This window comes from Nitratidesulfovibrio sp. D1 (genome assembly GCF_051133415.1).
Taxonomy (GTDB): Bacteria; Desulfobacterota; Desulfovibrionia; order Desulfovibrionales; family Desulfovibrionaceae; genus Cupidesulfovibrio.
Window position 1 is genome coordinate 17,373 of the sequence record NZ_JBPGNZ010000007.1, and the last position, 12,985, is coordinate 30,357.

The 12,985-nt window shown below is 67.8% G+C and carries 10 protein-coding genes; 3 read left to right on the plus strand and 7 right to left on the minus strand.

The window, feature by feature from the left end:
• The first annotated feature begins 345 nt into the window (after window positions 1–345).
• Together ACR4XJ_RS14035 and ACR4XJ_RS14040 are read left to right on the plus strand one after the other, a co-directional pair.
• On the plus strand, window positions 346–822 hold the full coding sequence (locus ACR4XJ_RS14035; protein WP_434755791.1) for a cytochrome c3 family protein: 477 nt from the start codon (window positions 346–348) through the stop codon (window positions 820–822).
• The gene (locus tag ACR4XJ_RS14040; protein ID WP_434755792.1) at window positions 815–2,383 is read left to right on the plus strand and encodes an ammonia-forming cytochrome c nitrite reductase subunit c552; all 1,569 of its coding nucleotides are present in this window, start codon (window positions 815–817) and stop codon (window positions 2,381–2,383) included. Before ACR4XJ_RS14035 ends, ACR4XJ_RS14040 begins: the two co-directional genes overlap by 8 nt.
• Window positions 2,384–3,632: 1,249 nt before the next feature.
• Here the strand turns inward: ACR4XJ_RS14040 and ACR4XJ_RS14045 are convergent.
• From ACR4XJ_RS14045 to ACR4XJ_RS14075, 7 genes are all read right to left on the minus strand, one after another.
• A complete protein-coding gene (locus ACR4XJ_RS14045; protein WP_434755793.1) occupies window positions 3,633–4,757 on the minus strand; it encodes a glycosyltransferase family 4 protein in 1,125 nt (374 codons plus the stop codon).
• Window positions 4,758–5,020: 263 nt separating this feature from the next.
• A complete protein-coding gene (locus tag ACR4XJ_RS14050; protein ID WP_434755794.1) occupies window positions 5,021–5,962 on the minus strand; it encodes an aminotransferase class IV in 942 nt (313 codons plus the stop codon).
• Between the two features lie 163 nt (window positions 5,963–6,125).
• Window positions 6,126–7,175: an aspartate-semialdehyde dehydrogenase gene (locus ACR4XJ_RS14055; protein ID WP_434755795.1), complete on the minus strand. Its 1,050-nt coding sequence runs from the start codon at window positions 7,173–7,175 to the stop codon at window positions 6,126–6,128.
• A 213-nt stretch (window positions 7,176–7,388) separates the two neighbouring features.
• Entirely contained in the window at window positions 7,389–7,829 is a 441-nt protein-coding gene (locus tag ACR4XJ_RS14060; protein WP_434755796.1) for a DMT family transporter, read from the minus strand.
• A gap of 9 nt (window positions 7,830–7,838) precedes the next feature.
• Window positions 7,839–8,342, minus strand: a complete 504-nt coding sequence (locus ACR4XJ_RS14065) for a (deoxy)nucleoside triphosphate pyrophosphohydrolase (RefSeq protein ID WP_434755931.1) — start codon at window positions 8,340–8,342, stop codon at window positions 7,839–7,841.
• A gap of 28 nt (window positions 8,343–8,370) precedes the next feature.
• A complete protein-coding gene (abc-f, locus tag ACR4XJ_RS14070) occupies window positions 8,371–10,353 on the minus strand; it encodes a ribosomal protection-like ABC-F family protein (protein ID WP_434755797.1) in 1,983 nt (660 codons plus the stop codon).
• An 89-nt stretch (window positions 10,354–10,442) separates the two neighbouring features.
• Window positions 10,443–11,333: a tRNA (adenine-N1)-methyltransferase gene (locus ACR4XJ_RS14075; protein WP_434755798.1), complete on the minus strand. Its 891-nt coding sequence runs from the start codon at window positions 11,331–11,333 to the stop codon at window positions 10,443–10,445.
• Window positions 11,334–11,866: 533 nt separating this feature from the next.
• On the opposite strand from ACR4XJ_RS14075, the gene ACR4XJ_RS14080 reads away from it, so the two are divergent.
• Window positions 11,867–12,964 (plus strand): radical SAM protein, encoded by a 1,098-nt coding sequence (locus ACR4XJ_RS14080; RefSeq protein ID WP_434755799.1) that lies wholly within the window; start codon window positions 11,867–11,869, stop codon window positions 12,962–12,964.
• Window positions 12,965–12,985: the final 21 nt, after the last annotated feature.

Here is a 12,985-nt window from a genome sequence, read left to right on the forward strand (position 1 = left end):
GCGCGGTCTCTCCGGCTGTACGGCGCACCAATACGCCATGCTTTATCCTGATAAAGCAGCATGGTGCACCATAAATCAGAAAATTGTAAAAGTTCAGACTTCGCGACTCCAACTAAAAATCATTGTATCACGGGATGTTGTTTTCCCATATACTGGAGCGGGAACCCCTGCCATGCCCGCCGCGAACCACCGGGTGGATGCCGCCGGGCGCCGTCGCCAACCGTCCGGATACTCCGCAATCATGCGGATATCCGTACCCCGGCGGCTCCGTGCGGCACCCGCGCGGAACGCCATGCCGGTCTTCGCGCCGGACAGGGGCACGACACACCAACAGGAGGAGGAACCATGCATGCACTGCGGAGCAACTCCACCGGGCGACCATGGCGCATCATGCTCGTGGCCGCGCTGGCGGGCGTTGCCGTCACCGTGGGCGCGGCCCTGGCCATGACTGCCACGGACCAGGCCATGTTCTGCGGCAGTTGCCACTCCATGGCCGAGGCGGCGCTGACCCACAAGCGCTCGCCGCACGCGAAGCTGGCGTGCAACGAATGCCATGCGCCGCACAACCTGCTCGTCAAGCTGCCGTTCAAGGCCAAGGAAGGCACGCGCGACATCTATTCGACAACCCTTGGCACCATCCCCGACCTGATCCACCCCGGCGGAGAAACCAAGGACGTGGTGCAGGCCAACTGTCGGCGCTGCCACGTGGCCACCACCATGACCGTGTCCATGGAAACCAAGAAGTACTGCACCGACTGCCACCGTCACGTCCCCCACACCCCCAAGTTGCCCATCGCCAGAAGGAGTGCCGCCGATGTCTAGCCGTCGCCTTCTCGTCGCGCTGATGGCCATGGCGCTCGCCGTGCTGGCGGGCTGCTCCGAGCCCTCGGAGCCCATGACGCCAACGTACAAGACCAAGCTTTCGGCCGAAGAACTGAAGAATTCCGCCTTCAAGCCGGAATTCCCGCTGCATTACGAGACCTACCTGCGCAACAACGAATCGCAGATCATGACCGAGTACGGCGGCTCCGTGGCCTATAACAAAAATGACAACGTGAATCCCCTGCCCGAAGGGTACAAGCACGCCCAGCCGTACCTGAAAAACCTGTGGCTGGGGTATCCCTTCAGCTACGAATACCGCGCCGCGCGGGGCCACACCTACGCGGTGAAGGACATCCTGCACATCGACCGGCTGAACAACTACAGCGAGAAGGCGGGCCTGCCCTCCACCTGCTGGAACTGCAAGACGCCCAAGATGATGGAATGGGTGAAGGAAAACGGCGACGCCTTCTGGGCCAAGGACTTCCACGAGTTCCGCCAGAAGCTGGACGTGGACGACCACACCATCGGCTGCGCCAACTGTCACGAGCCGCAGACCATGGAACTGCGCCTGTACAGCGAACCGTTGAAGGACTACCTGAAGACCCAGAACAAGGAATTCAAGGACCTGCCCCGCAACGAGAAGCGCGCGCTGGTCTGCGGGCAGTGCCACGTGGAATACTACTTCCAGGACAAGGAATTCGGTGCGGCCAAGAAGCCGGTGTTCCCGTGGGCCAACGGCTTCGACCCCGAGGACATGTTCGAGTACTACAAGACCCACGGCAACACGACGACCAAGGGCTTCGAGGGCAACTTCGTGGACTGGGTGCACCCCGTGTCCAAGACCCCCATGCTCAAGGCCCAGCACCCCGAATACGAAACGTGGGTCAACGGCGTGCACGGCGCGGCCGGGGTATCCTGCGCCGACTGCCACATGTCCTACGTCCGGCTTGACGGCAAGAAGAAGATGTCCACCCACCACTGGACGTCGCCGCTGAAGGACCCGGACCTGCGCGCCTGCCGCCAGTGCCACACCGACAAGACCCCCGACTACCTGCGCCAGCGGGTGCTGTTCACCCAGAACAAGGTGTGGGAACAGCTGATGGTGGCCCAGGACATCTCGGTGAAGGCGCACGAGGCCATCCGCATGGCCGACGAATACGCCGGGCCCAAGCCGCCGGACTACGACGCCCTGATGATCGAGGCGCGCCAGATGTGCCGCAAGGGCCAGTTCTTCTGGGATCTGATCTCGGCCGAGAACAGCGTGGGCTTCCACAACCCCACCAAGGCCCTGAACACCCTGGCCCAGTCGCAGCAGTACAGCCAGAAGGCCGTGGACGTGGCCATCCGCGCGGCGGCCTTCACCACCGCCAAGGACCTGGACGGCGACATCAAGAAGATCGTGCCGCCCATCCTGAAGCACAGCCGCGAACTGCAAATGGACCCGGCCCACATGGCCACCCACAAGTGGTTCAAGTACATCCCGCTCACCCCCAAGGCCCCGCGCGTGTGGGACGGCCAGAACCGCCTGGTGCCGCCGCCCGCTGCCGCCCCGGCCAGCTAGACCCGCGCGCGGCGTGACGGGCGTCCCGCCGCGCCGCCACCCCGGACCATGACGCAGGGGCCGGACGATACGTCGTCCGGCCCCTGTCCGTTGCGGAACCCGCCGGAAGACGTGAGAAGACGGGCACGCCGCACGCGAAAAATGGGCCGGACGATGCACGTCCGGCCCATTTGTCTCGGGCTTTGCCCCTCCGGCCCATTTGTCTCGGGCTCTGCCCCTCCGCCCTCCGTTCCGCCGCTGGCGCACGGCTGCCGCAGGGGCGTCACCGGTCGCGGGCGATGAGGATGACCAACACCGCCAGCGCCACGATCATGAACACCCAGGTCATGGAGAATCCCCCTCGCGGCTCACTTGCGGTGTATCTATACCGCATGATGCCCCCCTGTCACTGCGGGCAAACCCTACCTTTGGCTCCTTGGCGCAAGGTATGCGCCCCCTGCGTGTTCCCGGCCATTGCAGCACCGGCCACTCGCCAGCGCCGCACGGCGCCTCGCGCACCTGGTGATGGCGCGGCATCCCTTGCGCCACAGATGCAGTCCCGCAATTGCATGGCCCGCACCATCCACGGATGCGGCATCTCCCGCGTGCGGCAGTGAACACTCGCATGACGGAAGCCCCCTGCAATGGCCGCAACAACGCATCGGCGCACGACACGTGCGCGACGGGCGTGCGCATGTCGCGCCCGGCCCGGAACGGGCCGAAACATGGCGGGGAAAAAGATGGAAGGGAAGACGGCAGGCGAGGGCTGCCGGACAGGGCAGGCGAGGTTTGACCGCGTTGCGCACGATGTCCGTAGGGCTCGCAGGCTCGCCCAACGGCCACGCTTCGCGCCCTTCGGGTCGGAACGGGCGAAAGGACCGGTTGAAAGCAGTCCCTAGGGGCTGTTTCCAAATTAGGACTTTCGTTCGTTGGCAAGGAAAACGAGCCTGCCATGAGGGAGTGCGGCAGCCGTTAGGCGAGCGCGCAGCGCGAGTCTTACGGATGAGGACCGCAAAGCGCGGCAGCCGTTATGCGAGTCTTCGAGCATTACGGATGGCGACCGCAGAGCATACTCTTACCGTATTCGACCGAGCCTTAGCCGTTAGACGAGCTTGCGAGTCTTACGGATAAGGACAGCAACGCCATGGCAGACGAAGTTTGACCGCGTTGCGCTCGATGCCCGTAACACTCGCAAGCTCGCGTAACGGGCACGCTTCGCGCCCTTCGGGTCGGTCAGCCAACGGGCGAAAGGACAATTTAGAAACAGCCCCTAGCGCAGGCGGCGGTACAGGGCCATGTAGGCTTCGGCCATGCGCATGTCGGTGTAGTGGGCCACGCTGGCCGTGCCGCCTTCCACCAGCCGGGCGCGCAGGGCGGCGTCGCCGGCTACGCGGTGCATGGCCTCGGCCAGGGCTTCGGCGTCGCCGGGGGGCACCACCAGCCCGTTCTCGCCGTCGCGCACCAGTTCCAGGTTGGAGGCCAGGCCGGAGCAGATCACCGGCAGCCCGGTGACCCAGCCTTCCTTGATCACGCCGCTGCTGCCTTCGCCGTGCACGGAAGGCACCACCAGGGCGTCGCAGTCGGGCAGCATGCGGCGGCTGTCCTGGCGTCCCAGAAAGGCCATGCGCGGCGAGACGCCCAGTTCGTCGGCGCGGTCCAGCAGGATGCCGAACAGCGGGCCTTCGCCCACCACGCGCACTTCCCACGGGGGCAGGAGCGGTCCGCCCTGCACTTCCCCGGCGTCATCATCCGCGTGCGCGGCCTCGCGCGCCTGCAACGCCGCCAGCGCCTCGATGAGCACCGTGTGCCCCTTCTGCGGGGTGAGCGCGCCCACCATGCCGAACACGAAGCGGCCGTCGCCGCGTTCGCGCCGGGGGTAGTAGCGGGTGGGGTCGATGCCGGAATGGATCACCGTGATGCGCGCCGGGTCCAGCCCGGCCGCCGCCAGCACGCCGCCCGTCTCCGCGCTGACCGCCGCCACCGCGTCGGCCGCCAGATACTTGCGGCGGCTCAGGCCCCGGCCCAGCGGATAGGACACCCGCCGGGTGTGCACCAGCCGCACCTTTGCCCCCCACGTGCCCTTGCACAGCGCGCCCAGGCTGGCCGCGCGGGCGTCGTGGGTGTGCAGCACCACCGCGCCGTGGCCGCGCGCCTCGCGCCGCAGGGCCAGCAGCGCGCGCGGGCTCCACGACCGGCGGCCCGGCAGGGGCAGCACGGGAATGCCCGCCGCCGCCGCCTCGCGCGCCAGGGGCGCGCCCGCCGGGCAGGCCACCACCACCGAAAACCCGTCGCTGCGGTGCAGCGCGCGGGCCAGGTAGAACACCTGCAACTGGCCCCCGCGCATCTCGCGCCCGAGGTCCAGCAGGATGATGTGCATGGCGGTGTCGGTGGTCATGGCAGCGCGTATTCCCGCATATAAAAACATTCCGACCGGGGAGGGGACCTTTTAAAAAAGGTCTCCCTCCCCGGACCCCTCCCCCCAAAACTTTTCATTCGGGGGTAGCGTTCAACAACAGTAGCATCCCTGTCCAACGCAATATATCCTCATCCCACCCATTGAAAAGTTTTGAAGAGGGGATGGGGGGTGCGGGGGGAAGGGGAGAAACTTTTCCAAAAGTTTCTCCCCTTCCCCCCCGCGTGCTTCACATCTTCACTTCCCTAGAACGGCACGCCGTTTTCCAGCAAATCCGCCTGCAGCAACGCCCGCAACCGGCGCGAGACCGGGCCGGGGCGGCCGTCGCACACGGGGCGGCCTTCGTAGGCCACCACGGCCACGCAGTCGGAACTGGTGCCCAGCACCAGGATTTCACGGGCGGCGTGCAGTTCCTGCTCGCGCACCTTGCGGAAGCTGACGGGCAGTTCGCCCTGGGCCAGTTCCACGGCGCGCAGCACGGTGGTGCCCGCAAGGGCGTTGGTGAACTCCGGCACCACCAGGGTTCCGGTTTCGTCCACCAGGGCCACGTTGGCGATGGCGGTCTCGGCCAGGCAACCTTCCTCGTCGAACGAGAAGGGCACGTCCATGCCGCGCTCGTGCGCCTCGCGGGTCATGAGCACGTTGGGCAGGTAGTTGGCGTTCTTGATGCGCGCAAGGTAGCCCTGCTTGGCGGGGATGGTGCTGCGGAAGGCCGTCAGCCCCTTGTCGAACCACGCCTCGGGCTTAGGGGTGAAACGGTAGGCGGCCACGTACAGGCTGGGTTCCGGGCATTCGGCGGGGTCGATGCCGAAGCCACCGGGGCCGCGCCCCACCAGCACGCGGATGGAGCCGTTGGCCTCGCCGCCTGCCTGCGCCACCTCGACGATGATCTCGCGCATGCGCTCCCACGCGCACGGCGGGGCCAGGTACAGCCCGGCGGCGGAGCGGCGCATGCGCTCCAGGTGCGCGTCCAGTTGGTAGATGCGGCGGTGCAGGTACTTCATGCTCTCGAAGATGCCGTCGCCGCGATGGGCCAGGTGGTCGTCGAGGGGCATGAGCATCAGGCGCGGGTTGCGGCACACCGCGCCCACGCGGTGCTCGTAGAAAGCGAGGATGCCCGCTTCGCCGGGGCGTTCGCGGGACAGCAGGCGGGCGACGTAGTCGTCGGTATCAAGCACGGGGATCACGGCGTGATCGCTCCTTGTGACAGGGGATGGCGAGGGGCGGCGGCCGGCACGATGCCGGACGGACGCGCGGCCGCCCGGCCGGGCTTGCCGGACTCGGACGGCCGCATCGCTGGATTCGTGAACTCGATGCCGGACGTCAGCGACGTTAGCGCCGTTAGCGCCGTTAGCGGAGGAAAAGCTGCGGGTCGCGTACCTTCAGCAGGTCGCGCTCCACCAGCGCCTCGGCGATCTGCACGGCGTTCAGGGCCGCGCCCTTGCGGATGTTGTCGGAAACGATCCACATGTTCAGGCCGTTGGCGATGGTCTCGTCCTCGCGGATGCGGCCCACGAAGGTCTCGTCCTCGCCCGCCGCGTCGATGGGCATGGGGTACATCTTCTGGGCGGGGTTGTCGTACACCCGCACGCCGGGGGCCTGCGCGAGGATGGCGCGGGCCTCCCTGGCGGAAAGCTTGCGCTCGGTCTCGATGTTCACCGACTCGGAATGGCCGTAGAAGACGGGCACGCGCACGCAGGTGGCGGTGACCTTCACGGAGGGGTCCTCCATGATCTTCACGGTTTCCAGCACCATCTTCATTTCTTCCTTGGTGTAGTCGTTGTCCATGAACACGTCGATCTGCGGCAGGCAGTTGAAGGCGATGCGGTGCGGGTACACGGCAACGTCCGGTTCCTGCATGTTGAACATCTGCCGCACCTGCTTTTCCAGTTCGTCGATGGCCTTCTGCCCGGTGCCGGAAACGGCCTGATAGGTGGAAACCACCACGCGGGTGATTTTCGCCGCGTCGTGCAGGGGTTTCAGCGCCACCACCATCTGGATGGTCGAACAGTTGGGATTGGCGATGATGCCGTTGTGCGCGTCAAGGGCGTGGGCGTTCACCTCGGGCACCACCAGGGGGCAGCGCTCGTCCATGCGCCACGCGCTGGAGTTGTCCACCACCACGCACCCGGCCTGCACCGCATGGGGGGCGAATTTCTCCGAGGTCGCGCCGCCCGCCGAGAACAGGGCGATGTCCACGCCCCGGAAGGAATCTTCGGTCAGTTCGCGCACGGTCAGTTCGCCGCCCATGAAGGGCACCTTGTTGCCCGCGGAACGGGCCGAGGCGAAGGGGATGACCTCCGCCGCGGGAAATTCGCGCTGTTCCAGCGTGTTCAGCATTTCGCGGCCCACCGCCCCGGTGGCCCCGCACACGGCGACGACAAGTCTTTCCTTGGACATGATGCACTCCTTGCGCCTGAAGGCGGACCCGCGCCCGCCGTATTCCGGCTTCCCTCGACGTTCCGGGACTTCCCCGATTCCCCACCATGCCGCGGCCCGCGCCGGGGTCGCCGCACCTGACGGCAGCCCTTACCGGCCGCAGCCGTTCACCATATGCCGACGCGCGGCGGAACGCAATTGACCGCCTGGCGTCGTGCGCGGGGGGTTCCCCGGCTAGAAACGGCGCACCAGAAACACCCCCACCGCCACCAGCGTCAGCCCGGCAAAACGCGCCAGCCCCAGCGGACGTTCCGGGTAGCCCAGCAGGCCGAAGTGGTCCAGCGTCACCGACGCCGCCATCTGCCCGGCCAGCACCAGGGCGATCATGGCCGTGGCCCCCAGGCGCGGGGCCAGAAAGGTGACCACGGTGACGAAGAACGCGCCCAGAAGCCCGCCCGTCCACTGCCACGCCGACGACGTGGACACCGAAGGAAACGGAATGCGCGAGGCCAGCACGTACAGCGCCAGCGCCGCCGTGCCCACCGTGAACGAAATCAGCGAGGCCAGGGCCGGATGCCGCGCCCAGTCCGCCTGCAACGCCGCATTGATGCCCGCCTGCGTGGGCAGGGTCGCCCCCGCCAGCAGGGCCAGCATGATCCACAACAGTTGTTCCATATGCCCTCCCTACGGGCAGTCGTTTCCTTGAGACGAGCGCGCCGTTTCGCTTCCCTGCCCCGGCCCGCCGCCCGGTACGGGACCATCCCGCAGGTCGGCCACCAGCGGCAGGTCCGCCTCCAGGAACGGCAGGCGCATAGCCTGGTCCCAGGTCAGCCACGCGAAGCGGTGGCCTTCCAGCGCGGTGACCGTGCCGGTGAACCCGGTGACGTGGAAGAAGTGCAGTTCCACCGACAGGTGCGGGTAGTCGTGCCGCACGGTGCGCCAGAAGGCGGCCTGCACCGGGGTCACGCCCAGTTCTTCGCGCAGTTCGCGGGCCAGGGCGTCCGCCGGGGCCTCGCCCGGCTCTATCTTGCCGCCGGGAAATTCCCAGAACCCGGCCTGCGGCTTGCCCTGCGGGCGCTCCACGGCCAGGAACCGCCCCCCGTCCCACAGGATGCCCGCCACCACGGCGATGCGCCGGGCCGGGGACTGCGTGGATGCGGGCGGCGCGGGGGCGTCCGCGACGGGTATTGCCGGTTTCGACGAGCCCGCGCCCATGCTACGCCCCTTCCACGGTCAACGCCGCCCGCCGCGTTTCCAGATCGGCGATCACCGCTTCCAGTTCGCTCATCTTCTCGAACAGGTCTTCGCCCTGCCGCTGCAATTCTCCGAAGCGCTTCAGCAGTTCCGTGGCCCGCGCCGAATCGGCGTACACCGCAGGGTCGGCCAGGGTCTGCTCCACCTCGGCCTGTTCGGCCAGCGACGTTTCCAACTGCTTTTCCAGTTTGGCGTAGGCGTCCTGTCTGGGCTTCAGTTCCTTGTACAGGGCGTTGCGCTGCTCGGCCTGCTCGCGCTTGATGCGCTTCATGTCGTCGCGCGAAAGGGACGGGGTCTCGCGCTTGGCCTCGCCCGCGCCCGGCGTCAGGCTGCCGGATTCGCCCTGCTGGCGGCGCGCCGCGTCGTATTCCTCGAACCCGCCCTCGTACACCGCCACCCCGGCGGGCGACAGCGCCCATATCTCGTCGGCCACGCTGGACAGCAGGTGCCGGTCGTGGGCCACCATCAGGATGGTGCCCTCGTAGTTCTGCAACGCCTCCACCAGCGCTTCGCGGCTTTCCAGGTCCAGATGGTTGGTGGGTTCGTCCAGCACCAGGAAATTGCAGCGGGCCAGAAACAGCGCGGCCAGGATCAGGCGGCTCTTCTCGCCGCCGGAAAGCTCGCCCACCACCCGGTCGAAATAGTTCTGCCCGAGCAGGAACAGCCCGAGCACGCTCATCAGTTCTTCTTCCGTGGTGCGCGGGTCGGACAGGCGGCGGATTTCGCCCAGCACCGTGCCCGAGGGGTTCAACGTCTCCAACTGGTGCTGGCTGAAGAAGCCCATGCGCACCAGCGTGCCCATGACCACCGAGCCGCCGCTCTTCTCCAGCCTGCCGCCGATGACCTTGAGCAGCGTGGACTTGCCGCACCCGTTGGGACCGGCCAGCGCGATCTTCTGGCCCCGGTAGATGTTGAAGGTCAGACCGGGCCACAGGCCCGTGCCGTCCGGAAACGTGTATTCCAGGTCCACCACGCTGAGGATGGTCTTTTCCGCCCGCGCGGGCTCCGGCCACGAGAAGTCCAGTTCGCGCCGCTTCTGCTCCGGCCGGTAGTTCTCCAGTTCCTTTTCCAGCTTCTTGGCCATCTTCTGGCGCGAACCAGCCTGCCGCGCCTTGGTGGCCTTGGCCCGGAACCGCCGCACGAAGTCCATCTTGCGGGCGATTTCCTCTTGCAACCGCTGGGCCTCGCGCTCGCGCTGGCCCTCCACCTCTTCCTGCAAGGCCACGAACTGGCTGAACGTGCCGCGCCGGTACATGGGCTTGCCGGCCCCAAGGTACAGGACGTGCGTGCCCACCTTGTCCATGAACACCCGGTCGTGCGCCACGAACACCAGCGCGCCCTTGTAGTCCATCAGGAAGGCTTCCAGCCATTCCACGGCTTCGAGGTCGAGGTGGTTGGTGGGTTCGTCCAGCAGCAGCACGTCGGCCCCGGCGGTCAGCACGCGGGCCAGCTTGGCGCGCTCGCGCCAGCCGCCCGACAGCTTGCGGATGGGCAGGCTCCACTTGCGCTCCGCGAAGCCGAGGCCCGACAGCACCGCCCGCGCCCGGTGTTCCGGGTTGTACCCGTACACCTGCTCAAGCTCCGCCTGCTTCGCGCCCAGCCTGCGGATGGCCGCCTCGTCCCCGGCGTGGGTGGCCGCCTCCCATTCCGCCCAGAAGTCGTGCCACGCGGGCAGCACGTCCAGCACCCAGTCCAGCAGGGGGCGGTCCAGCACGTCGTCGCCCAGTTCCTGCTGCACGTAGCCCAGACGGCAGCCCTTGGGCAGCAGCACCTTGCCGCCGTCCGCCGACTCCACGCCCGCGATGATGCGCAGCAACGTGGACTTGCCGCACCCGTTGGGACCGCACACGCACAGCCGCACCCCCGACTGCACCTCAAGCGAGAAGTCGGCAAGGATGTCCTGCCCGTTGTAGGACTTGCTGAGATTCTGGATGGTGAAGTTCATGACGGTTCCGAAGTGAAAATTAAAGGCGGAGAGCGGGGGAAGGAAGGGGAACCTTCGGGAAAGTTCCCCTTCCTTCCCCCGAAATAGTATTACTCGAAGCTGTCGTCGCCGTCCGGGGTATCCGCATCGCCGCGCGCGGCGGCCAGGCGTTCCTGGCGGGCGGCTTCCTGCTTGCGTTCGCGGGTGCCCAGGGTGCGGAACGAGTCCCATTCTTCGGAGCGTTCCTGATGCCGGGCAAAGATGAGGAACCCGGTGTGGGCGATCATGCGGTCTTCGGGGCGCAGGCGGTCGGCCACGGGCTTCCAGCGGCGGACCAGGATTTCGCAGACCTCGATGTCGTCGAAGGGGCCGGTTTCCATGCCGTGCAGCAGCTTCGACACCTGGTCCACGGTGGGCACAAGGAAGCCCAGGGCAGCGCCCGGCTTCACGGCGCGGACCACGTGGTGCAGGTAGTCCCACGGGGTGCGCACGTCCAGGAACAGGGCGTCGGCGTCGGTCTGCTCGAAGCCTTCCGCGATGTCGCGGTTGAACTGGGTGACGTTCTGGCCCACGCCCGCCCAGTCGAGGTTGCGGCGGCAGAGCTTGTAGAATTCCTCGCGCGCCTCGTAGGTGCAGACGCGGCCGGTGGGGCCAGAGAACCACGAAAGCGCCACGGTCAGGCTGCCGGAACCGGAGCCCGCCTCGATGATGGTGCGGCCGGGGCCGACGCCAAGGCGCATGCAGATGTACGCGATATCCTTGGGATAGATGATCTGGGTCTGGCGCTTCACGCCCTTGACCAGGTCGGTGATGGTGGGGCGCTGCACGCGAAAGGGCACGCCCTGCCTGGTCCGGACCTCGGTGCCGTACTCGGCGGCGGCAAGGTCGGCCATGGGCAGCACGCCTTCCTGGCAGTGCAGATCGTTGCCCTCTTCGACGCGGCGCAGGTAGCGCTTGCCGCGCGGGCTTTGCAGGATGACCAGTTCTCCGTATGCGGGCATGGGAATTCCTCCTGATGGTTCACCGGCAACCGGCCCGCACGCGCGAAGCCGGGCGGCGCGCGCCGTGCGCGCGCCCGGGGCCGCGCCCGCCGCCGATGGCAGGCCCGGTCCCGGCCCTATGGAACGAAGGGCCTACCGGGACAGGGGTGCGGTGTCAAGAAGCGGCGGCCCGCACGGCGGGACGAGGCGAACGGAGAGGCCGCGCGGGTCCGCCCGATATGCCCGGTTCTGTCCAGACATGCACGGACACCCCCCGTGCCGCATCCGGCATGCGGTACTCCGCGCCGGGCGCCATCGGGGCATGCAACATTCCAATGGACGGCCGCTCCGGCGCGTGCTAGTGCGCGTCCCTGCCCCTGCATCATCCGTCGGGGCCCTGCAAAACGGCCAGAGAACCCCACCGGTTTCCCGCCCCCGCTTGCTTTTTTCCTGAAAACCCGTTTTGATGCACCCCACGGTGAAAGGTGCGGCCCGCGCCGCGCCGTGCACGCATCGTTCGCACGCATTTCCCGCACGAGGACGTTCTGGACAGCATGCCCCTTGCCCACGTGTTCGGTCCGGTGGCCTCCGGCCGCCTTGGCCGTTCGCTCGGCCTCGACCTGCTTGGCGGGCGGGTGTGCTCCATGGACTGCCTGTACTGCGAGGTGGGCGCGACGGACGTGCACACCTGCGAGCGGGCGCCGTACGTCCCGGCCCGCGTGCTGCTGGACGAACTGGCCCGCTGGCGCGACGCCGAGGCCGCCATCCGGCTTGACCACGTGACGCTGGGCGGCTCGGGCGAACCCTGCCTGAACAGCGACCTTGCCCGCATCATCGCGGGCTGCCGGGACATCCTGCCCGGCGTGCCCGTGGCGGTGCTGACCAACTCCACCCTGCTCCACCGGGACGACGTGCGCGCCGACCTGGCCGGGGCGGACGTGGTGCTGCCCTCGCTGGATTCGCTGGTCGAGGCGGAATTCCGCGCGCTGAACCGCCCGTGCAAGGGCGTGACCGCGCGCGGCGTGGCCGACGGCCTGCTGGGGTTCGCGCGCGGGTTCGGCGGACGGATTTACCTGGAGGTGCTGCTTGCGCGCGGCATCAACGACACGGCGGAAAACCTCGCCCTGTTGCGTGACTACGTGCGCGAACTGGCCCCCCACCGGGTGGACGTGACCACCCTGTCGCGGCCGGGCGCAAGCCCGCGCGCCCTGCCCGTGGGCAGGGACGTGCTGGCCCGCTGGAGCGGCGAACTGAACACGGCCGCCGGGTGTGCGCCCACGGCACCGGCGGAACAAGCCCCCACGGCGGCGGAACCGGATGACGGTCCCTGCCGTGCGGCCAGTGAAACAGACGCGGATGCCCCCGCGCGTTCTTCCCCTGGGCATCCTTCCGGGGATGCCGCCATGGATACCCCCATGGATAGCGGGATGGACGCGGGGAACCTGCAAGAGGCGGTGCTGCGCTCCATAACGCGCAGGCCGCAGACCGCGCCGCAACTGGCGAAGGCCCTGGGGGCCCCGCTGGACGCGGTGCGGAGGGCGCTGGCCGGGCTGGCGGCGCGGGGCGCATGCGCACCCGTGGCCGAAACGGCCCTGCCGCGCGATACGGACGGCGAAATTTTCCACGCCGGGCGCACACCCCGCAACGGGTAGCGCCGGGCGGCCGCTGTCGCG

Coding starts and splice junctions, on each gene's coding strand:
- ACR4XJ_RS14080 (WP_434755799.1), top strand. CDS start 11,867: ATGCCCCTTGCCCACGTGTTCGGTCCGGTGGCCTCCGGCCGCCTTGGC.
- ACR4XJ_RS14045 (WP_434755793.1), bottom strand. CDS start 4,757: ATGACCACCGACACCGCCATGCACATCATCCTGCTGGACCTCGGGCGC.
- ACR4XJ_RS14035 (WP_434755791.1), top strand. CDS start 346: ATGCATGCACTGCGGAGCAACTCCACCGGGCGACCATGGCGCATCATG.
- ACR4XJ_RS14040 (WP_434755792.1), top strand. CDS start 815: ATGTCTAGCCGTCGCCTTCTCGTCGCGCTGATGGCCATGGCGCTCGCC.
- ACR4XJ_RS14060 (WP_434755796.1), bottom strand. CDS start 7,829: ATGGAACAACTGTTGTGGATCATGCTGGCCCTGCTGGCGGGGGCGACC.
- abc-f (WP_434755797.1), bottom strand. CDS start 10,353: ATGAACTTCACCATCCAGAATCTCAGCAAGTCCTACAACGGGCAGGAC.
- ACR4XJ_RS14055 (WP_434755795.1), bottom strand. CDS start 7,175: ATGTCCAAGGAAAGACTTGTCGTCGCCGTGTGCGGGGCCACCGGGGCG.
- ACR4XJ_RS14075 (WP_434755798.1), bottom strand. CDS start 11,333: ATGCCCGCATACGGAGAACTGGTCATCCTGCAAAGCCCGCGCGGCAAG.